The 18,932-nt window shown below is 68.8% G+C and carries 20 protein-coding genes, 1 pseudogene and 1 riboswitch; of the genes and pseudogenes, 8 read left to right on the plus strand and 13 right to left on the minus strand.

All coding sequences use genetic code 11. From position 1 onward, the window contains the following. Nucleotides 1-110: 110 nt before the first annotated feature. The 5 genes and pseudogenes from ACFWV2_RS00160 to ACFWV2_RS00180 form a co-directional block, all read right to left on the minus strand. Nucleotides 111-278, minus strand: coding sequence for a hypothetical protein (locus ACFWV2_RS00160; RefSeq protein ID WP_384399306.1), 168 nt, complete (start codon nucleotides 276-278; stop codon nucleotides 111-113). Further along, complete coding sequence (locus tag ACFWV2_RS00165; RefSeq protein ID WP_384399309.1) at nucleotides 275-1,738, minus strand: replication initiator; 1,464 nt, start codon at nucleotides 1,736-1,738, stop codon at nucleotides 275-277. The genes ACFWV2_RS00160 and ACFWV2_RS00165 overlap by 4 nt, the downstream gene beginning before the upstream one ends. A gap of 134 nt (nucleotides 1,739-1,872) precedes the next feature. After that, nucleotides 1,873-2,614: pseudogene (locus ACFWV2_RS00170) on the minus strand (DUF2637 domain-containing protein). Nucleotides 2,615-2,667: 53 nt separating this feature from the next. Further along, on the minus strand, nucleotides 2,668-4,080 hold the full coding sequence (locus ACFWV2_RS00175) for a cell division protein FtsK (RefSeq protein WP_384399311.1): 1,413 nt from the start codon (nucleotides 4,078-4,080) through the stop codon (nucleotides 2,668-2,670). 204 nt (nucleotides 4,081-4,284) lie between these two features. After that, nucleotides 4,285-4,662, minus strand: a complete 378-nt coding sequence (locus ACFWV2_RS00180; protein WP_384399314.1) for a hypothetical protein — start codon at nucleotides 4,660-4,662, stop codon at nucleotides 4,285-4,287. Nucleotides 4,663-4,844: 182 nt separating this feature from the next. On the opposite strand from ACFWV2_RS00180, the gene ACFWV2_RS00185 reads away from it, so the two are divergent. Further along, nucleotides 4,845-5,255: a GntR family transcriptional regulator gene (locus tag ACFWV2_RS00185; protein ID WP_384399317.1), complete on the plus strand. Its 411-nt coding sequence runs from the start codon at nucleotides 4,845-4,847 to the stop codon at nucleotides 5,253-5,255. Between the two features lie 1,682 nt (nucleotides 5,256-6,937). Here ACFWV2_RS00185 and ACFWV2_RS00190 read toward each other — a convergent pair. The 3 genes from ACFWV2_RS00190 to ACFWV2_RS00200 all read right to left on the minus strand — a co-directional run bounded on the left by ACFWV2_RS00190 (nucleotide 6,938) and on the right by ACFWV2_RS00200 (nucleotide 8,834). After that, on the minus strand, nucleotides 6,938-8,119 hold the full coding sequence (locus ACFWV2_RS00190) for a methyltransferase domain-containing protein (protein WP_384399320.1): 1,182 nt from the start codon (nucleotides 8,117-8,119) through the stop codon (nucleotides 6,938-6,940). A gap of 4 nt (nucleotides 8,120-8,123) precedes the next feature. Then, nucleotides 8,124-8,255 carry a hypothetical protein gene (locus ACFWV2_RS00195; RefSeq protein WP_384399323.1) on the minus strand — a complete coding sequence of 44 codons (132 nt, stop codon included), beginning with the start codon at nucleotides 8,253-8,255 and terminating at the stop codon, nucleotides 8,124-8,126. A 318-nt stretch (nucleotides 8,256-8,573) separates the two neighbouring features. Next, on the minus strand, nucleotides 8,574-8,834 hold the full coding sequence (locus ACFWV2_RS00200; RefSeq protein WP_384399326.1) for a hypothetical protein: 261 nt from the start codon (nucleotides 8,832-8,834) through the stop codon (nucleotides 8,574-8,576). A gap of 152 nt (nucleotides 8,835-8,986) precedes the next feature. On the opposite strand from ACFWV2_RS00200, the gene ACFWV2_RS00205 reads away from it, so the two are divergent. Together ACFWV2_RS00205 and ACFWV2_RS00210 are read left to right on the plus strand one after the other, a co-directional pair. Beyond that, nucleotides 8,987-9,733 carry an XRE family transcriptional regulator gene (locus tag ACFWV2_RS00205; protein WP_384399329.1) on the plus strand — a complete coding sequence of 249 codons (747 nt, stop codon included), beginning with the start codon at nucleotides 8,987-8,989 and terminating at the stop codon, nucleotides 9,731-9,733. 2 nt (nucleotides 9,734-9,735) lie between these two features. Further along, complete coding sequence (locus tag ACFWV2_RS00210) at nucleotides 9,736-10,206, plus strand: NUDIX domain-containing protein (protein WP_384399332.1); 471 nt, start codon at nucleotides 9,736-9,738, stop codon at nucleotides 10,204-10,206. A 149-nt stretch (nucleotides 10,207-10,355) separates the two neighbouring features. Here ACFWV2_RS00210 and thiC read toward each other — a convergent pair whose 3' ends face one another. Continuing rightward, nucleotides 10,356-12,155 carry a phosphomethylpyrimidine synthase ThiC gene (thiC, locus tag ACFWV2_RS00215; RefSeq protein ID WP_384399335.1) on the minus strand — a complete coding sequence of 600 codons (1,800 nt, stop codon included), beginning with the start codon at nucleotides 12,153-12,155 and terminating at the stop codon, nucleotides 10,356-10,358. Then, a riboswitch (TPP riboswitch) is annotated at nucleotides 12,149-12,283 on the minus strand. Its footprint overlaps the gene before it by 7 nt. 71 nt (nucleotides 12,284-12,354) lie before the next feature. On the opposite strand from thiC, the gene ACFWV2_RS00220 reads away from it, so the two are divergent. After that, nucleotides 12,355-13,713 (plus strand): YibE/F family protein, encoded by a 1,359-nt coding sequence (locus tag ACFWV2_RS00220; RefSeq protein WP_384399337.1) that lies wholly within the window; start codon nucleotides 12,355-12,357, stop codon nucleotides 13,711-13,713. Nucleotides 13,714-13,811: 98 nt separating this feature from the next. On the opposite strand, the gene ACFWV2_RS00225 is transcribed toward ACFWV2_RS00220, so the two are convergent. From ACFWV2_RS00225 to ACFWV2_RS00240, 4 genes are all read right to left on the minus strand, one after another. Beyond that, entirely contained in the window at nucleotides 13,812-14,255 is a 444-nt protein-coding gene (locus ACFWV2_RS00225) for an SsgA family sporulation/cell division regulator (protein ID WP_360788096.1), read from the minus strand. A 137-nt stretch (nucleotides 14,256-14,392) separates the two neighbouring features. Next, complete coding sequence (locus ACFWV2_RS00230) at nucleotides 14,393-15,163, minus strand: IclR family transcriptional regulator (protein WP_384399340.1); 771 nt, start codon at nucleotides 15,161-15,163, stop codon at nucleotides 14,393-14,395. Between the two features lie 237 nt (nucleotides 15,164-15,400). After that, complete coding sequence (locus ACFWV2_RS00235) at nucleotides 15,401-15,619, minus strand: DUF5326 family protein (RefSeq protein ID WP_384399343.1); 219 nt, start codon at nucleotides 15,617-15,619, stop codon at nucleotides 15,401-15,403. Nucleotides 15,620-15,760: 141 nt separating this feature from the next. Beyond that, the gene (locus ACFWV2_RS00240; protein WP_360788105.1) at nucleotides 15,761-16,078 is read right to left on the minus strand and encodes a cupin domain-containing protein; all 318 of its coding nucleotides are present in this window, start codon (nucleotides 16,076-16,078) and stop codon (nucleotides 15,761-15,763) included. A gap of 51 nt (nucleotides 16,079-16,129) precedes the next feature. Here ACFWV2_RS00240 and ACFWV2_RS00245 point away from each other — a divergent pair, with 51 nt between their 5' ends. The 4 genes from ACFWV2_RS00245 to ACFWV2_RS00260 all read left to right on the plus strand — a co-directional run bounded on the left by ACFWV2_RS00245 (nucleotide 16,130) and on the right by ACFWV2_RS00260 (nucleotide 18,911). Next, entirely contained in the window at nucleotides 16,130-16,507 is a 378-nt protein-coding gene (locus tag ACFWV2_RS00245) for a phage holin family protein (RefSeq protein ID WP_384399347.1), read from the plus strand. 9 nt (nucleotides 16,508-16,516) lie between these two features. After that, the gene (locus ACFWV2_RS00250; protein ID WP_384399350.1) at nucleotides 16,517-16,642 is read left to right on the plus strand and encodes a hypothetical protein; all 126 of its coding nucleotides are present in this window, start codon (nucleotides 16,517-16,519) and stop codon (nucleotides 16,640-16,642) included. Further along, nucleotides 16,639-17,778: a cystathionine gamma-lyase gene (locus ACFWV2_RS00255; RefSeq protein ID WP_384399353.1), complete on the plus strand. Its 1,140-nt coding sequence runs from the start codon at nucleotides 16,639-16,641 to the stop codon at nucleotides 17,776-17,778. The genes ACFWV2_RS00250 and ACFWV2_RS00255 overlap by 4 nt, the downstream gene beginning before the upstream one ends. 236 nt (nucleotides 17,779-18,014) lie before the next feature. Beyond that, nucleotides 18,015-18,911 (plus strand): LysR family transcriptional regulator, encoded by an 897-nt coding sequence (locus tag ACFWV2_RS00260; RefSeq protein ID WP_384399356.1) that lies wholly within the window; start codon nucleotides 18,015-18,017, stop codon nucleotides 18,909-18,911. Nucleotides 18,912-18,932 lie beyond the last annotated feature (21 nt).

Genomic DNA, 18,932 nt, shown 5'->3' on the forward strand with positions numbered 1-18,932 from the left:
GCTCCTTACCGCGGCTCCGGCCAGGGTTCGGATCCTGCTGGCGCCATCTACGCCACTACCCGGTGAGTGGCCGATGGGGACCCAGCGGGATCACCGGCTTGCAGAGCTACTCAAGCCTGTGTGGCGTACTTCCGAGTGAGGCCGATGCCCAGCACCGTGCCGATGCTCTTGAGCTGGGCATCACTCAGCGGCGGGGCCTCGTCCACGCACTTCCGGATCCACCGTTCCCTGGCCTCGTCCGCCAGGGAACGAACCGGCTTCTCCGCGACCTTGATCACTGCCAGGGGTTCCCTTCTGTCTTGAGGCGTTCGGTGTGGGCGAGGTCGTGGCGGACCTGATTGGCAAGTAGCTCCTCACCGGGGCGATAGCCGGAGGCGAGGTAGGCCCAGGAGACTTCGGTGACGAGGGTGGTGTTCGCGTCGGGGGTCGGGTGGCCGGCGCGGGTGCGGGCGGCATCGGCCTGGGCGGTGCGCCAGGCGCGGCGTACGTCGCGGAGAGCGCCGAGGGTGGTGGAGTAGGCGCGGGACTTGGTGGAGAAGTGGCCACGGAAGCCGAGCATGTGGGCCCACTTCCAGAGCTTGAGGTCCGCGAATTCCGGCAGGTGGCCGAGGGCCCAGGCGGTGCGGATCATCTGGCGTACGTGCTGCTGCACATGGAGGTCGCGCAGGGGTTCGGCCTGCCCGGTGCCGTCGCAGTCGGCGCACAGGTCGCGGAAGCCGTCCAGGCCGCTGGTGTATCCGCGTCCGGAGCAGGGGCGGCAGATGAGGGTGCGGTCGACCGTGCCTGAGCCCTCGGCGCTCTTGGTGGCGTACTTGGCGACGTAGGCCGCAACCTTCTGGTCAGTGAGCTCGCCGTCTCCCAGGGCTTTGATCTCACGGACGTCGATGCGGTCGCCCCAGGCGATGACGCGTTCGCCCACGGCGTCTGACTCGATGGTGAGCTGAGCGCGTCGGACAGCGGCGCGTACGGCATGATCCAGGGCGCCGAGGGTGGCCCAGGGCGGGGGCGCGGTGGTGTGTCCCTTGGGGCCGTCGAGGCGGATCACGGCGTGGAAGTGGACCAGGCCGCGCTTCTGGTACTCGGCGACCTTGGCGAAGGAGACTCGCAGAGCTGCCTTCAACTCCGTCTGTGTGATGCCGAGTTGGGCAGCGAGTTCGCGCCGGAGGTAGATGGTGAAGCGTGCCCAGAGGGCCCCGGCATGTGCGTTCCAGAGCACGGCCCCGGTGTAGTCGTACGAGGCTGGAGCGAGCGGAGTGCCAAGGGCAGGGGCGTCCTCGGCGTGGCGCTGGCCGCAGCGGCAGTCCAGGGGCTTGCCCGACGGAGTGGTGGGGCGGTTGTGGACGGGGCCGAAGGAGGGTGCGGTGAGCGTGGCGAAGACGCGGGGGTGGGTGCGGACGTCTTCCGCGACGGTCTTGCCGCCGGAGAGTCCCGCCTTGATCAGGTGGTAGGTGTCGGCGGCGTAGACGCGGGAGCAGGCCGGGCAGCGGGAGGCACGGCGGTTGCCGCAGGTGGTGAGGAGTCGGCCGGTGGGTTCGTCGGCGGTCGAGTAAGCACGGACCACGGTGCGGGTAGCGGCGTCGAGGGTGGCGGTGTGGCCGACGAGGTTGACCGGGCGGGTGCAGCCGCGGACGTTGCGAACCTGTTCGGTGACGCGGTCGAAGTCTTCGAGGTGGGCCAGCTCGATCAGGTCCCGCAAGGCGGGGCTGACGATGTGGCGGAGGTCGAGGGGGCGCTTCATGGGGCGGGTTCTCCCTTCGTGCTGGGGCTGGGGCCCCGAGCAGGCCGACGGATGCGCGGGCTGCTCGGGGCATGGCGGACCGAGCCCCTTGGGGGGCTGGGTGCGGGAGGGGAGATGGAAGGTCGGCGGGAAGGTCAGGCCGTCAGGGCCGAGTGCAGGGCGGAGGCCATGGGCAGGCCGACGCCGAGCCGCGCCTTGAGCTGGGCCGTGGTGATGGGCTCGCCGTGCTGGACGCGGTGGGCGTCCGCGATCGAGCGCGCTTCGTTCAGCAGCGGCTCGGGCACCTTGACCGCAGGCACCACGGCCGGGGCGGGCACGGGCGGGGCCGTCACGGGTGCGGGATCGGGCACGGGGGCCGGATCCGCAAGGGCCGGGGTGGCGGCAGGCTCGTCTTCCTCAGCCGGGACGACCGACGCGGGAACGGGCCGGGGTTCCGGTCTCGGCTCCGTGACGACGGGGTCGGGCGCGGGGGTGCCGATGGCGTGGAAGGCCCGGAGGAGTTGGGGGCCAACGGCTCCCCAGCCGAGGAGGAGGAGCGGGGCCACGGCGTCCACGGCAGCGCGGCCGTAGTGGCCGGCGGCCAGTGGCTCGGCGATGTTTGAGGGCAAGGGTCAGCAGGCCGGAGAAGTGCATCAGCCGGGTAGCGGCCTTCATCTGCTCCGGCGGGACACCGCGCAGCGAGAGGTAGCGCAGGGCCACCAGGAGTCCGACCACGGACAGGTCCACCATCGGAGCGATCAGCGGCGCGATGGGCTCGGGGATGCCGAGGCGCAGGGCGAGTGCCCAGACGTTGCCGAAGGAGAAGACGAAGGCCAGGGTGGCAATGACGCCCATGACCACGGTCACGGTGCGCTGGGTGATCCGGTCCTCAGACACAGTGTTCACCTCCTCTCAACAGTGTGCAGGAATAAGCGGATTGGCCGTCTCGGCTATGCGGCGAGTGGCTCCTCACCTCCGTCGTAGCCGTCGTACTTGGTCAGGTCGATTCCAACGGGGAGCCGGGCGGAGAGCAGGTCGGCGGGGTCGGCCGTGAGGTGGGCGGTCTCGGCCGCGATGCGGGCCGCGTCCTCCTCTTCGACGTACGGGGTACGCAGGCGGGTGAAGCCCGCCTTGCCAGGGCTGTTCATGACCGCGACGCCGACATAGGCGGGGTCCTGCAACGTCGTCGGATTGGCGTCGGGCCACTCGCGGATGTCGTCCCCGAGGGCTGCCACGGCTGCGTCGGCGGTCTTCTGTGCGAAGGACATACCGACCGGGCACACGTCCCGGATGGACGTGGGGATGGCATCGCCCGTGGGCTTCTGCGTGATGAGGATGACGAGGATTCCGACGCTGCGCCCCTTCCTGACCAGCTCTTCCACGAGCCGGGTGTTCTCGGCCGCCAGGGCGGCGAGGCGCTTGGACTCCTTGTCGGATCCCTTGTGGTCGCGGAAGTACGTGTGCGCCTCGTCGATGATCAGCACCGTCCACGGCCAGGCGGCAGACGGGCCGACGTGCCACATGTCCTTGCGCCCGAGCACGGTCTTGATCACGGCGGACCGGTCCCGGCGGAGCTTGACGAGCCGCTTGAACAGAGCGTTCGCGTCGTCCAGGTCGTCACCGACGAAGGCGAACAACCGGCTGACCAGGTCGGCGTAGTCGCCTTCGTACGCGGCGGACACCTTGCCATCAGCTACGGCGATCTGTACGGCGGGTGAGGGTGCGCAGTCACAGATGAAGCGGTTGACCGTCGAGGTCTTGCCGAAGCCGGGCAGGCCGGCCATGGTCACACCGGGCACCTCGGCCAAGTTCACGGCGATCGGCTGTGCGTACTCGTCCAGGCCGAGTTCCCACCGCACCAACTCTTCCGGGGCCTGCCCGGAGGGGACATGCGTGGTCGGCATCAACAGCGGATCAACACGAACACCACGGATCATCACCTGTCCGGGCTTGTCCTGGACGACCGACACCCGCGTGCACCGCCAGGCGTCCGCCAGATACGGGGCCGCCTTCTGGAACTCCTCCAGACCCACCTTCGGCAGGCAGTTCGCCCGGACGACGACGCCGAACCGGTCGGGCTTCACATTCAACGCGGGAATGAGCACCCGTGGCCTGGGCGGCTTGCCGTCCGTGTTCGTCAGCGAGGCCAGCGCAGGCGGGGTCTTGTCCGTGACCGACAGCCCCGCCATCGGCGCGAGCCGCTTCCACGTGCGACGAACCCGTATCGCCTGCCGGATGCTGGCCCGTGTCTCGGTGTCCGCCATCAGGTAGCGGACGAGCCAAACGACCGCCCATACGGCGACGAGGACCAGGCCCGCCCCGACCACGACCGGGGCGTAGCCCGTCACCTCCCCCACAGTCACGTCGTCTCCTTCCGTTCGTAGAGGTAGTCGCGAGGGCCGATTCGAGGCCCGCCCAGTCCTCCAGGGACTCGAAGGGCGGGTAGCCGTAGCCGACGAGAACGGCGGCCACGGAGTTGATCAGGGACTCGGAGAACCGGGGGTCCGGTCCGGCGTGAGCGAGCGGATAGCTGCGCTCAGCGCCGAACCGGAACCCGACAGCGCCCGTCACGCGGCGATCTCGGACGGCTCGTCCGCGACCGTAGGCGCGGGCATGGCCAGCACCTCCAGGCCCGAGGCCCGGTAGGCGATGCCGTCCTGAAGCTGACCGTTGAAGACCCGAGCCCACGGAGTGGCGAACAGGTCCAGCGGCCGCACGAACGCCCCGACGTTCAGCCCGTTCGGCAGACCGCTCTTCGGAACGGTGACCTTGATGGCCTCAGCGGCGCCGTCCTCCATCGCGAAGACGGTGACCGTGTACAGCGGCTCACCGGTCTCGCGGTCGGTGGCGAGCTGGGTCTTCTCCATGTCGGTGAACTTCGGGGTGGGCAGCACGCCGAGCATGTGACGGGTCGTGCTGGTGAAGCCAACGCGGATGCGCGCCATAAGGAACTTCCTTTCATTCGACGCCGCTCGGTGCGGCGTGGTGACAACAGTGCACTACGCCCGACACCCCCGTCAAGCACCTAGCGCACCTAGCGCAGAGATCTAGCTAGCTCAGTAGGTGTAGGAGTCCATGTTCAGGCGTCCTAGTGCGGTTGGTGTGCTAGGCGGGCTACCCTCGACACATGACTCTGCCGAGGGACTCCCACACCCCGCCCTACCAGCTGGTTGCCGACGAGATCCGCAAGCAGATCCGGTCTGGCCGCATCAAGCCGGGTGAGCGCGTCCCGTCATCCCGCGACCTCGAAGCCGAGTACGAGATCGCGAACATGACCGCCCGCTCAGCCCTCCGCGTCCTGCGAGACGAGGGCTTGATCTACTCCAAGCCGGGTGTGGGCAATTTCGTCGTCGACACCCTGCCGGCCAGCACCAGCCCGAAGGCCAACACCAGCGAGCAGGGACCGGACCGGCACATGCCCACACCCGAATACGTCGAGCTGTCTGAGCGTCTGAACGCGATCGACGCAAGATTGGACAGCCTCTTGAGCATCTTTCAGCAGCTCGCCGGAGTCACCGAGAAGCCGAAGAAGTCGTAGCAGCCTTTTGCGCATCGACCTGACGAGCCAACTCCTCCAGGCGAGCCACCTTCTGTTCCATCTCCGCCAGGCGAGCCGCAATCTCCGCCGCCTCGTGCTTCTTCATTCCCGCCCCGTTCATGTCGTGCCGTTCCTTGCTGACGCGCTCGATACAACTCACCGGGGCTTGCCCGAAAGCTGACCCACGGCTTGCCCGTTCACCTTTGAGGGCTTGCCCATTCCAGCGGGCAAGCCGGACACCGTCCCAGGCAAGCCCGCCAGCCGAAAGCGCTCCGACCTCCAGGTCTAGCCGCCCTCGCCGCCCCTGTTCGCCGTCATCGCCTACGGGTGCCACCGGACGGGAAACAACCGTTGAGGCCGTCCCGCACGACGGACCACGCAAGCGAGAACCGGGCCCGCCGATGTCACGGCTACACCGTGGCCACACTCCCGGGAAGAAATCCCATGCGGCATCGAGCGGCATCACGTCTTCCGACCTCCTTTCGCTTCCGGCCCTCCATGTTCCGGAGAATCACCGGTTTGGCTAACCGGCGATCCCGGGGTATGTTTCGCCATTTCGCGCCCCAGAAGGCAGCCCTGACGCTGTCCGCACCTCATGCGTTCCCTCCGCACCTGTCTCGCGTCCTTCACCTGCCGCAAGTGCGAAAAGCGGGCCTTGTGTGACACCTGCGGCCGACGAATCCACCACAGCAGTCCCCACTCACCACCGCGCTCACTAAAGCGACCTCCTACAGGGCGCGAAACGGTCACGACCTCACCGTGGTGAGCCCGAGCCACTTACCGGGGACCACCCTGCAATCCCGAGCCTGTGGATAAGTTCTGCCGATCCGGAGAGCAGACCCACACGAATCGTCACCACTAGGACATATGGATCCCAGATTGGTCAGAGATGCGCAGATTGCGCCGGATCGTTTCGCCATGGCGCGGCCAAGCCCCTACGGCAGCAGGGCTGTTAAGAGTTTCTTTACTGGATCAAGGCGGCCCGCACGCGGGCCGCGCGGCGCGGCGGCCTCAGGCCGCCGCCGCTCCTTGTCTCCGCCACCGCTCCGGCGGCCGGTCCACTCGCGCCGCAAAAGCCCGAAGGCGAACCGGATGAGTCAGGAAGCAACCCAACCGCCCGCAGTCGCACCACCAGGCAGCGCCCCGCGAGGCACCCGGCGGATGTCCACGCCCTGGCCCACCTACACGCCAGCCCCGACGAGCCGATCCCGCCGGCATCCCCCGAAGGGCCGCACGTGGCCGAGGCTCTGTGGCTGGGGCGACCGGCTTCCACGGCTTTACCCACCTCCCCGGTCCGGGTCCCGCGTCGGGCAAGTCCAGGGGGCCACTCGTTCAAATTCCGGGCAGGGGCAAAGCCTGCCCGAGTTGCCGGGCCAGCGTACGGCCCCCTGAACATGCCCGACCCCAGACCGGGCAGGCCACCGGCCAAAGCCGCTCCAGCCGGACGCGATGCCACGTGCACCACCCGTCAACTCCCCGGGCCAACAAGCCCACTCAACCCACACGCCGCGCGCTCCTCTCCAACTCGCCAAGTCAAAAGCGGGGTTGGGATCAGCCCCTTCTGCGGGCACGACGACCACCCCGGTACCATCGGCACCGGGGTCCTGAACAGGGATTCCACGACCGGACCACCCCCGATGCTGTCCAGGCCAAGGGGTGGTCCGGTCTCTAGTTGTCGTAGCTCAGCCCGTACGGGGCACCACCTGATCAGGCCGGTCGAACCACGGCGCGTGCGTGCCGTCGGGCCTCACGGTCAGGCCGAAGCGTTCCGGGCCCGGCCTGCCGACGTTGTGCCACCAGGCGTGAGCCGCCTCCACCTCGTTCCACAGCCGGCGCGGCCCGTACTGCCACACCGTGAACCGGTCCTCGCTCTGTCCGTCCCAGTCGACCGCCGCCCATGAGGTGGCGTCCGTGGTGGCGAGCCAGAGCCGCGAGGCGACTCCGTCCACGGCCGGGTCGTCGTGCCAGGACCTCCACACATCCCGCGTCTGGAGGCCGATCGCGAACTGGGCAGCGAAGTCGTTGCCCGTGACCGCCCACGGAGACAGACCGGTCGAGGACTCATCCGGCACATGGTCATCCCGCACCACATCCTGAAAGATCCGCAGGTCCGTGCGCTGGTTGCGCATCAGCATGAACGCGGAGTGCGGGTGGAACCAGCCCGAAGCCTGGCCGCCGGCGTCCACGACCAGGCGCACCAGCCCGTAACACACCCACGGGGTCTCCCACGGCGTGAGGATCACCCCACCCGGCCGGGTCTGCTCCACCCAGGCACGGGGCACCTCCCGCACGGAGCAGGTGGCGATGATCCGGTCGTACGGTGCCGAGGCAAGGTAGCCAGCCGCGCCGTCACCGCAGATCGCCTCCGGCTCCAGACCCGCCCTCTTGAGGTTCAGCGCCGCCTGTACAGCAAGGACCGGGTCCACCTCGACCGTGGCCACGTTGTCCGCTCCGACGCGGTGGGCGAGGAGACCGGCGTTCCAGCCCGTTCCCGTACCCACCTCCAGCACCTTGTGACCGCTTTTCACGTCCAGCATGTCGAGCATGCGGAACACGATCGAGGGAGCGGATGCCGAAGACGACGCCCACGATTCGGATACGGCAGGGGCGTTGCCGTCGTTGATCTGGGTCACCACCGAGTCGTCCTCGTAGGCCGCGCTCAGCCATCCGCCCGGATCGGTACTCCGGTCGCACGGGTACAGGTCGGTGCCGAGCCATACACGGTCCGGCAGGAACCGGTGCCGGGGCACCGCCCAGAATGCCTCCTCCCACACCCGCGCAAGTGGCGCGCCGAGATCCGCGGTGACCTCGCCGAGCAGACCACGCATCGCGATCTGCTCGGCCGCCTCGTCCTGCTTGGTCACGGCCTCAGTCCTTCTTGTGCTTCGGGTCGGCCTTGGGCGACTTGGTGTCCGGCGACGGCCTGGAGGTGCCCGGGTCCTTGCCGCCCGAGTGCTTGCCGTCGCCGCCGCTTCCGCCCTTACCAGTTCCCCATCCCATGGATGCTCCCTTGGTAGTCGCTGTCAACGAACGTGGTGCAACCCGCCCTCGGCCTCCCCGTCACGACCCATAGCGGCCGGAAGACCGAGGACGGGAGATCATCGTTAGTCGCCGCCGGCCACCGAGCTGAGCTCGAAAGCGGCCAGGAGGCGTGTGTGGGAGGTCCCCCTGGACGGGACGGGGGAGCCACGGAAATTGGCACCCGCCCAGGGGAACCGGTCTATGGGCTGGTGCCCAGCGCCATGCCGAGCACCAGGCCACACGAACCGCTGATGCAGATGATGAACAGCACCCCCGCGTACCGGCCGATGACCCGCATCACAGACCCGACCGACTGTTGCTGTTCTTGGCCTCCAGGCGCGCGCTCAGCTCTTCCCGCGCCCTGGGCACCACGACGTCACGGGGCATGGCCTCCCACTCGATGCCCCCTCGCAACGGCCGCAGCTGCACACGGCCGCCAACATCGCCCATGACGACGCCGATACGCCCACTGACCATGTCCTTAGCCACATCACCGATGCCAGGCCGAGACTGCGGGTGGTCTAGGTCCGGCGAGGGCGTTGCATTTTGTGTCGTCATCACCTGTGCCGCTCCATTTCGATGCCGCAGACGCTTTCCGCGATCATCGCGTCGGCCAGAAGGACGGAGGAACCTCCACCAAACCCCACTTCGGGACGTCCCACGTCCGGTAGAACGTCCCTAGTGCCGTCCCAAGGATCAGGGGGAGACTCATGCCGAACGAGAGACTTCGTGCCGTCATGGCGGACGGAGGCTGGACGTACGCCGCCCTCGCGATAGAGGTCGATGTTGACCCCAAGTCCGTTGAACGGTGGGTCAATCTCAGTCGTACGCCACGCCGGGTCACGGCCATGCGGGCGGCAGAGACCTTAGGAGAAGACGTGCACGCACTCTGGCCGGCACTCCGGCAGGCGCGCGCGGCGCGAGCGATAAGCCCGGAACTCGTGACGCTCTATGAGCAGAGGGCGGATGTCCCCGTGTCAGCGTTCGTGGACATGTTGGCCCAGGCACGCGAGCGCATTGACGTGCTGGTCTACGCCGCAATCTTCTTGCATGAGGCGTACCCCCGATTGAACGATCTCTTTCGGGAGCGAGCCGCAGAGGGCTGTGCGATCCGGATCGCTGTAGGCGACGCGGAGAGTGAGAACGTTCGGGCGCGCGGCCAGGAGGAGAAGTTCGGCCACGGCATCGAGTCCCGTTGCCAACTGGCGCTCATGCACTACCGGCCCTTGGTCGGCGTGTCGGGCATCGACGTCCGGACCCACGCCACGACGCTCTACAACTCGCTCTACCGCGCCGACGATCAGTTGCTGGTCAATGCCCACGTCTGGGGGGTCAATGCATACGGGGCCCCGGTGTGGCACCTTCGGCGAAGCGGCGAAGGCGGCATGTTCGACACCTACGCCGAGAGCTTCAACGCGGTGTGGTCCACAGCGACCCCCGTACAGCATGAGGGGTGACCATGGGACGGACCGAGTACTACGACGACCCGAACGCTCCCAAGCCGAACAGCATGGTTGTCGCGGCCTCAGCCGTCGTCACCGACGCCCAGGGGCGCATCCTGCTCCAGCGTCGACGCGACAACGATCTCTGGGCCCTCCCTGGCGGGGGCATGGACCTCACTGACTCACTTCCCGGCACGGCCGTCCGTGAGGTCAAGGAAGAGACCGGCTTGGACGTGGAGGTCACCGGGCTAGTGGGCACGTACACCGACCCGAGGCACATCATCGCCTACTCGGATGGAGAGGTGCGCCGGCAGTTCAACGTCTGCTTCACCGCACGAATCGTCGGCGGCGAGCTGGCAATCTCGGACGAGTCGACGGAGCTACGGTTCGTTCCTCCAGACGAGCTGGACCGACTTCCCATGCACCACACGCAGCGACTCAGGCTCAGCCACTACATGGAGCACCGCGAACGGCCCTATCTCGGCTAACCCATCTACTCCTACTGGCTGCACGGCTATCGGAGCGTCCCCAACATGTGCTGGTGGACGCTCCGACGTCAAAGGATCAGTCCACAGAACAACGAAGGCTGACCGACGACTCCCCCCGGAATGCCGTCGGTCAGCCTCGTTTGCGCAGGTCAGTCAGCCAGCGGAAGGTAGACGCGGTTGCCGGAGGCCGCGAACTCCTTGGACTTCTCCAGCATCCCGGCCTCGATCTCATCCGGGGTGGCGTCCGCGTCGCCGCCGAACTGCTCTGTGATGCTTCTACTGATCTTCATCGAGCAGAACTTCGGACCGCACATCGAGCAGAAGTGCGCGGTCTTCGCGGGCTCCGCGGGCAGCGTCTCGTCGTGGAACTCCCGCGCGGTGTCCGGGTCGAGCGCCAGGTTGAACTGGTCCTCCCAGCGGAACTCGAACCGCGCGTCCGAGAGCGCGTCGTCCCACTCCTGAGCGCCCGGGTGCCCCTTCGCGAGGTCGGCCGCGTGCGCCGCGATCTTGTACGTGATGACCCCCGTCTTCACGTCGTCCCTGTTCGGCAGGCCCAGGTGCTCCTTGGGCGTGACGTAGCAGAGCATCGCCGTCCCCCACCAGGCGATCATCGCCGCGCCGATGCCGGAGGTGATGTGGTCGTACGCGGGCGCCACGTCCGTCGTCAGCGGGCCGAGCGTGTAGAACGGCGCCTCCTCGCAGATCTCCTGCTGGAGGTCGATGTTCTCCTTGATCTTGTGCATCGGGACGTGCCCGGGGCCCTCGATCATCGTCTGCACGTGGTGGCGCTTGGCGATCGTGTTCAGCTCGCCGAGCGTGCGCAGCTCCGCGAACTGCGCCTCGTCGTTGGCGTCCGCGATCGAGCCGGGGCGCAGCCCGTCGCCGAGCGAGTACGTGACGTCGTACGCCGCCAGGATCTCGCAGAGCTCCTCGAAGTTCGTGTAGAGGAAGTTCTCCTTGTGGTGGGCGAGACACCAGGCGGCCATGATCGAGCCGCCGCGCGAGACGATGCCGGTCTTGCGGCGCGCGGTGAGCGGCACGTACGGCAGGAGTACGCCGGCGTGCACGGTCATGTAGTCCACGCCCTGCTCGGCCTGCTCGATGACCGTGTCCTTGTAGATCTCCCAGGTCAGCTCCTCGGCCCGGCCGTCGACCTTCTCCAGGGCCTGGTAGAGCGGCACGGTGCCGATGGGCACGGGGGAGTTGCGCAGCACCCATTCGCGGGTGGTGTGGATGTTGCGTCCGGTGGACAGGTCCATGACCGTGTCGGCGCCCCACTTGGTCGCCCAGGTCATCTTCTCCACCTCCTCCTCGATGGAGGAGGTGACGGCGGAGTTGCCGATGTTGGCGTTGACCTTCACCAGGAACCGCTTGCCGATGATCATCGGCTCGATCTCCGGGTGGTTGACGTTCGCCGGGAGCACCGCGCGGCCCGCGGCGATCTCCTCCCGTACGACCTCGGGGGAGACGTTCTCCCGGATCGCCACGTACTCCATCTCCGGGGTGATCTCGCCCCGGCGGGCGTACGCGAGCTGCGTCACCGCCCGGCCGTCGCGGCTCCGGCGCGGCAGGCGCGGGCGGCCGGGGAAGACGGCGTCGAGGTTCTTGAGCCCGCCGCCGCGCGGCGAGGTGTGCTTGATGCCGTCGTCCTCGGGGCGGGCCGGGCGGCCCGCGTACTCCTCGGTGTCGCCGCGGCCGATGATCCAGTTCTCGCGCAGCGGCGGGAGGCCCCGTCGTACGTCGGTGTCGACGGTGGGGTCGGTGTACGGGCCGGACGTGTCGTACAGCGTGACGTCCTTGCCGTTGGTGAGGTGTACCTGACGGACCGGCACCCTGAGGTCGGGGCGCGAGCCCTGGACGTACCCCTTGTGCCAGCCCGGCGTGCGCTCGCCGTCGACAGAGGTGCCGTCCTGGTCGGAGGCAGGCGTGCGTGCGTCCTGAATGGTCATGAGACCGATCTCCCTACGCCGGCATTACCCGGTAACAGGTTCGGCGGTCGGCGCAGCCTCTTCCCGTACGCGCGTACGGTGATCAGCGCCCTCTCAGCCCGGTGCTCCGAGCTCCCGCGTGTGCAAAGGTGCCACCACGCTAGCGTCATCCCTGGCGTGCTGAACAGTGGGCCCCCGCCGTTCTTGCGATGATCGGTCGGTGACTTCCCCCGAGCAGACTCCCGAGCCGCACGGCCACGACCCCGGTCCCGGCCCCTCCCACGGGCACGGCCAGGGGCACGGCCACAGCCACAGCCACGGCCCCGCCGCCCCGGTGTCCCGGCACTTGCGCAAGGTCATCGCGGCCGTCCTGATCCCTTTCGCCACCGCCGTCGTGGTCGGCCTCGCGGTGCTGTGGCCGGGCGGTGCCCCGGCGCACGACCGCACCGGGGTCGGCTTCGACCGGCAGACCGAGCAGGGCAGGGTCGTCGCCGTCGAGCAGGTCGACTGCAAGGACGTGAACGCCGCGCAGGTCCCGCCGACCGGTGACACCTCCACCCCGGAGGGGCGCGAGGCCGTCGAGTCCCAGCGGGGACAGTGCGAGAAGGCGACCGTCGAACTGGTCAGCGGCCCGGAGAAGGGACGCAGGTTCACCGAGATCGTGCAGCCGGACGCGCCCCGCCAACTGGACCGGGGCCAGGGGGTGGTGGTGGCGTACGCCCCCGACGCCCCGCGTGACCTGCAGTATTCGGTGACCGACGTGAACCGCAAGGTGCCGTTGGCGGTGCTGGCCGGGATCTTCGCCCTCGTCGTCGTGCTCGTCGGCCGGATGCGCGGCGTGATGGCGCTCATCGCGCTCGTCGCGAGCTTCCTGGTGCTGACGTTCTTCATCCTGCCGGCGATCCTGGAGGGATCGAATCCGCTGGTGGTGGCGGTGGTCGGGTCGAGCGCGATCATGTTGATCGCCCTCTACATGTGCCACGGCCTCTCGGCCCGCACCTCGGTCGCGGTGCTCGGGACGCTGATCTCACTGCTGCTGATCGGCCTGCTCGGCTCGCTCTTCATCGGCTGGGCCTCGCTCAGCGGCAACACCGACGACAACACCGGTCTGATCCACGGCCTGTACCCGAGCATCGACATGTCCGGCCTGCTCCTGGCCGGAATCATTATCGGTTCGCTCGGTGTGCTCGACGACGTGACGGTCACCCAGACCTCGGCCGTCTGGGAGCTGCACCAGGCCGACCCGGGCATGGGGCCGCGCGCCCTGTACCGGGCCGCCATCCGGATCGGACGCGACCACATCGCCTCGGTAGTGAACACGCTTGTGCTCGCCTACGCCGGTGCCGCCCTCCCGCTGCTGCTGCTCTTCTCGATCGCGCAGAGCAGCATGGGGACGGTGGCCAACAGCGAGCTGATCGCCGAGGAGATCGTGCGGACCCTGGTGGGGTCGATCGGCCTGGTCGCCTCCGTGCCGGTCACCACGGCGCTCGCGGCCCTGGTGGTCTCCGCCGACCGACCGGCTTCCGGGGGGACCCGGCCCGCGACGGCACGGGGCGGACGGCGCCGCCGCGCCAAGTGACTCGTACGCGCGACGTCATGGCGGGTGACGTACGAACCCGGGATGGTGGGTACGTACGAGCCGCGTGGTTGCAGACGTACGAGAGGGCGGGCGCCGGTTCAGGCGGCCGGTCCCGCGCTCTCCTCGGCCAGGATCCGGCCGAGAGCGGCCTCCAGGTTGTCCTCGAAGTCGCCGAGGCTCCGTTCCTGCCCGAGCGGGACGAGCTTGTCCGTACGGTCGAGGAAGGCCACGAGCGGCGGCGCGCTCGCCCGGAACAGGGCACGGTCGCCGCCGACCTGGAGCCGGATGGAGACGTCCGAAAGGCCTTCGGGCTCCGTCGGGGCGATGTGCACGTCGCCGTCCCCGCTCGGCCGGGCGATGCCGTCGAGCAGCAGCTCCCGGCCGAAGGCCCAGGTCACGGGAGCGTCCCCGGGAAGGTGGAAGGTCATCCGCACCGCGTAGGGATCCCGGGTCTCATATCGCAGTTCGACCGGGATCCGGAAGGAGAGCTCCTCGGAGACGAGGAAGCTCATCAGGACTTCCGCCTGAACGGACTCTCGCATCGTGTACCCCGCAGTAGATGGAGCAGTTGTGTAAACACCGCTGCTGAAAGCTGTGACCGAAACGGCCAGGAATGATCCCCCGTGCCCTCTTGACGCAATCGTGCTGTACGCGCTAGCAGATCACAAGGAGTGATTTTTCAGATACTGATAGAGAAAGCGAGGGAACTGAAGAGCCGTCCGATCTCTGTGCGTAGTCGTTCGACTGCGGGGAGCAACCGTTCTTCTTGGTGAAGAGGGACAGAAATGGCCATGGCGGCCGCCGCGGAGCCCGCGGTGATGGGGATCGCGGCACAAACCGTGCCGAGCGCATATTCCTGACGCTCCACCAGAGGCTCCATTCGCCCCAAACCATCCAGACGCTCCAGAAGCACACGGCGGTTACGCACAGTGAACGGAGTGATGGCTTCCACCGGATACCGGTCGAGGTGGTCTTGACGGGATTTCACATCGAGTTGGCTCAGCAGACACTGACCGATCGCATGGGCGTGGGCGGTCTGCCGGAAATCGGCCCATTCCTCCACGGCGGGGGCGGCAGGAGTGTCGGCGACCGCGACGAGTTCGACCTCCCCCTCGCGATAGAGGGCGAAGTACACCGGCACACCGATCTCGTCCCGCCAGCGGGCAAGGGAGTCTTCGATCTTGATGCGACGATTCTGCACGGCTTCGCCGCCGGCCAGCCGGGCCGCGGCCTCACCCAGCACGAACACACCCTTCTCGCGGCGCAGATAGCCCTCGTGCGTCAGGGTGCGGAGCAGGTGGTACGTGGTGGGCAGCGGGAGGCCCGTCTCACGGGCGAGCTGTTTGGCCGGCGCGCCGCCCTCATGGGAGGCCACGGCCTCCAGAAGTCTCAGCGCGCGCTGAACCGAGCCGATCAGGGTAGGCGCAGCCGTATGCGTAGCCGTGGCCAAAGGTCACCCCCAGGCGTGACGACGGATGCATCGCACCCGCCCGCGGGGGCCGCCCCCGCGCGCCCGCCGGGCCTGGGAAACCGCTGGTCAGTAGGGAGATCTACACCTGTAGTCCCCAAAGCGGCGGAGAGATCCCACTCTAAGGGCAGCCCCTGGGCCCCCGCCCCGATTCGACCAGTGCGTTCCCCCGGCCGGGCTAATACCCTCCGTCGCCCCCATACCGATCAGTAGCTTGTGCTACCACTCCTCACGCGAGCGGCCGGAGGCACTGAACTTCCGTACGACGTAGATCAGTCCGGCGACGAGGGCCACGAAGAGCAGCACCTTGAACAGCAGTCCGACCACGAAGGCCAGGACGCTGGTGATCAGCCCGCCGAAGACGAGCAGGGCGAGCGCCGGTACGGCGACCCACTTCACCCACCAGGGCATCCCCGCGAGAATCTCCTGTACGGCCATCGTCCTACCTCGCTCTCGAAGTCCGTTCCGCGCACTCCGCGCCGAACAACCTCAAGGCTAGGGGCCGTAAGAGGCCTATGGGGCCGCCGTGGCCCCCGCTCTCCCCTGACCCGCCCCCTAGGGGGTCCGGGTCCCCGACCCTCAGCTCTCCGGCGGGGAGAAGACCACCATCACCCGCAGGTCCTCGCTGATGTGGTGGAACCTGTGCTCCACCCCGGCCGGCACGTAGACCACGCTGCCGCGAGCCACCTGGGTCGTCTCCGTCCCGACCGTGATCGCCGCCCGGCCGCTCACGACGAAGTACACCTCGTCCTGACGGTGCGGCTGCTGGGGGTCGAGCTCCCCGGCGTCCAGCGCGTACAGGCCCACCGACATGTTCCGCTCCCGCAGGAACTGGAGATACGCGCCCTTGTTCGCGGCACGCTCCGCCTCCAGTTCGTCCAGTCGGAATGCCTTCATCGCCCGTACGCCCCTGCCCTCGGCCCGATCATGTCTGCCACGATCAGACACATGATGAATTTCGTAGTCAAGACGCTCGCGAACGCGGGCGCCCTGGGAGTCGCCATCTGGCTGCTCCAGGACATCACCCTGACCGGTGAGAGCACCGGCAAGAAGGCCCTGACCCTCATTCTCGTCGCCCTGGTCTTCGGGCTCGTGAACTTCTTGGTCAAGCCGCTCGTCAAGTTGCTGACGCTGCCCCTCTTCATCCTGACGCTTGGCCTGATCACCCTCGTGGTCAACGCCCTGATGCTGCTCCTCACGTCCTGGCTCGCCGAGCAGTTCGACCTCAGCTTCCACGTCGAGGGCTTCTGGACCGCCGTCCTGGGCGGCCTGATCATCTCCGTCGTCTCGTGGGCGCTGAACGTCGTACTCCCCGACGGTGACTGAGTGGGGGCCATGACCTACCGCACGGCCTCCTCCCGGGGGCGTGAGGGCTTCGAGGGGTGTGCAGACACGGCGCAGGCCGCGAGCGCGGGACTGCTCGCCGCCGTACGCCTTGAGCTTGAGGAGCGGACACCGTGACCGACAAGGACTACGGCGACGGCACGCGTGCCGTGCGGGCGGGGCTTCCCGAACCCGTGAAGTACGAGCCGACGCTGCCGGGGCCGGTCTTCGCCGCGCACTTCCACCTGCCGGGCGAGCCGACGGGGCCGTACACCTACGGCCGCGACGAGAACCCCACCTGGACCCATCTGGAGCGGGCCATCGGCGAGCTGGAGGCGCCGGGGGAGGAGGGCGTCGAGACGCTGGTCTTCGCCTCGGGCATGGCCGCGATCTCCGCCGTCCTCCTCTCGCAGCTGAAGGCGGGCGACGCGGTGGTGCTGCCCACCGACGGCTACCAGGCCCTGCCCCTGCTGCACGAGCAGCTGAGGGCGTACGGCATCGAGGTCCGCACCGCGCCGACCGGTGGCGACGGCCAGCTCGCCGTGCTCGACGGGGCCCGGCTCCTCTGGATCGAGACCCCGTCCAACCCCGGCCTCGATGTCTGCGACATCCGACGCCTGGTGCGGGAGGCGCATGCAGCGGGGGCACTCGTGGCCGTCGACAACACCCTCGCCACCCCGCTCGGCCAGCGCCCCCTGGTGCTGGGCGCGGACTTCTCCGTCGCCAGCGACACCAAGGGCATGACCGGGCACGGCGACATCCTGCTCGGCCACGTCAGCTGCCGCGACCCCGAGCGGGCGGCGGAGGTGCGGCGCTGGCGCAAGGTCGTCGGGGCCATTCCCGGTCCGATGGAGGCCTGGCTCGCCCACCGTTCGCTCGCCACGCTCCACCTGCGGATCGACCGCCAGTGCTCCACGGCCCTCGCGCTCGCCCGGACGCTCACCGAGCGCGCGGACGTGACCGGGCTGCGGTACCCCGGACTGCCCGGCGACCCCTCGCACGCGGTCGCGGCCGGGCAGATGCGGCGCTTCGGGTCCGTCGTCTCCTTCGAGCTCGCGGACCGGAAGCGGGCCGACCGGTTCCTCGAAGAGCTGCGGCTCGTGGACGACGCCACCAGCTTCGGCGGCGTGCGCTCCACGGCGGAGCGGCGCGGGCGCTGGGGCGGGGACGCGGTCGCGGAGGGCTTCATCCGGTTCTCCGTCGGCGCCGAGGACCCGGAGGACCTGATCGCCGATGTACTGCGGGCCCTCGACGAGACCGGAGCCGCCGGCTGAGTCCGTTGCCACCGGCCGCGGATACGCGGAGCGGGGCGCTCCGAGCCTCCCCCCTCGTGGCTCGGAACGCCGCGCTCCACGCGCGGAGACCGCCTGTGCAAGGCTAGTTGACCGAGCGTCAGTGTCCAATCACGGTAGCGACAGAGACCTATCGACTTATTTATAGTTGGACGTTCCTGAGGCGCAGTCAGCCGACCGCCTGAGTCGAACGGCCGCCCGGCCGGGAGGGGACGGACATGGACCTGGCCCTGCTGCGCACGTTCGTGACCGTGCACCGGGCCGGCTCGTTCACCCGCGCGGCCGCGCTCCTCGGCCTCTCCCAGCCGGCCGTCACCAGTCAGATTCGCACCCTCGAACGACAACTCGGCCGGCCGCTCTTCCTCCGGCGGGCCCGTGGAGTCACCCCGACCACCATCGGCGACGAACTCGCGCACCGGGCCGCTCCGCACCTGGACGCCCTCGTCGAGATCGCCGGGACCGGCCTCGACGAGGAGAGCGGCGTCCGCACCCTCCATGTCGCAGGGCTCCCGGAGTTCACCGCGTTCCGTGTGCTGCCCGCCCTCACTCCCCTCGTCGGCCGGGGCCTCGCCGTACGGGCGTCGTTCCTCGGGAACACGGAGGAGATCCTGGACGGCCTCGCCGCGGGCCACCATGACCTGGCCGTGGCCACCGCCCGCCCCCGGGGCGGCCTGCTCATCTCCACCCCCCTCTGCGACGAGGAGTACGTCCTGGTCGCGGCGCCCCACTGGGCGGCCCGGCTGTCCCCCGACGCGCTCCGCCGCGAGGGCGCGACCGTCCTCGAACAGCTCCCCGTGGTCGAGGTGCACGAGTCACTGCCGTTCGTCTCCCGCTACTGGACCGGCGTCTTCGAGTCCGAGCCGACGGTCGCCGCCACGGTGATCGCCCCCGATCTGCGGGCGGTGCGGGACTCCGCCGCCTCCGGGGCCGGGCTCGCCGTCCTGCCCCGCTACCTCTGCGAGGAGGCGTTGGAGCAGGGCGTGCTCGTGGCGCTGCTCGACCCGCCGGTCCCTCCGCTGCGCACCTACTTCCTGGTCGTGCGTGCGGGGACGCTCGCGCTGTCGCCGATCGCACGGGCTCACGAGGAACTGTTGCGAGCCGCGGCGGGCTGGTGAGTTTCAGGACACCTGGGACGG

The organism is Streptomyces sp. NPDC058671 (assembly GCF_042716475.1).
Taxonomy (GTDB): domain Bacteria; phylum Actinomycetota; class Actinomycetes; order Streptomycetales; family Streptomycetaceae; genus Streptomyces.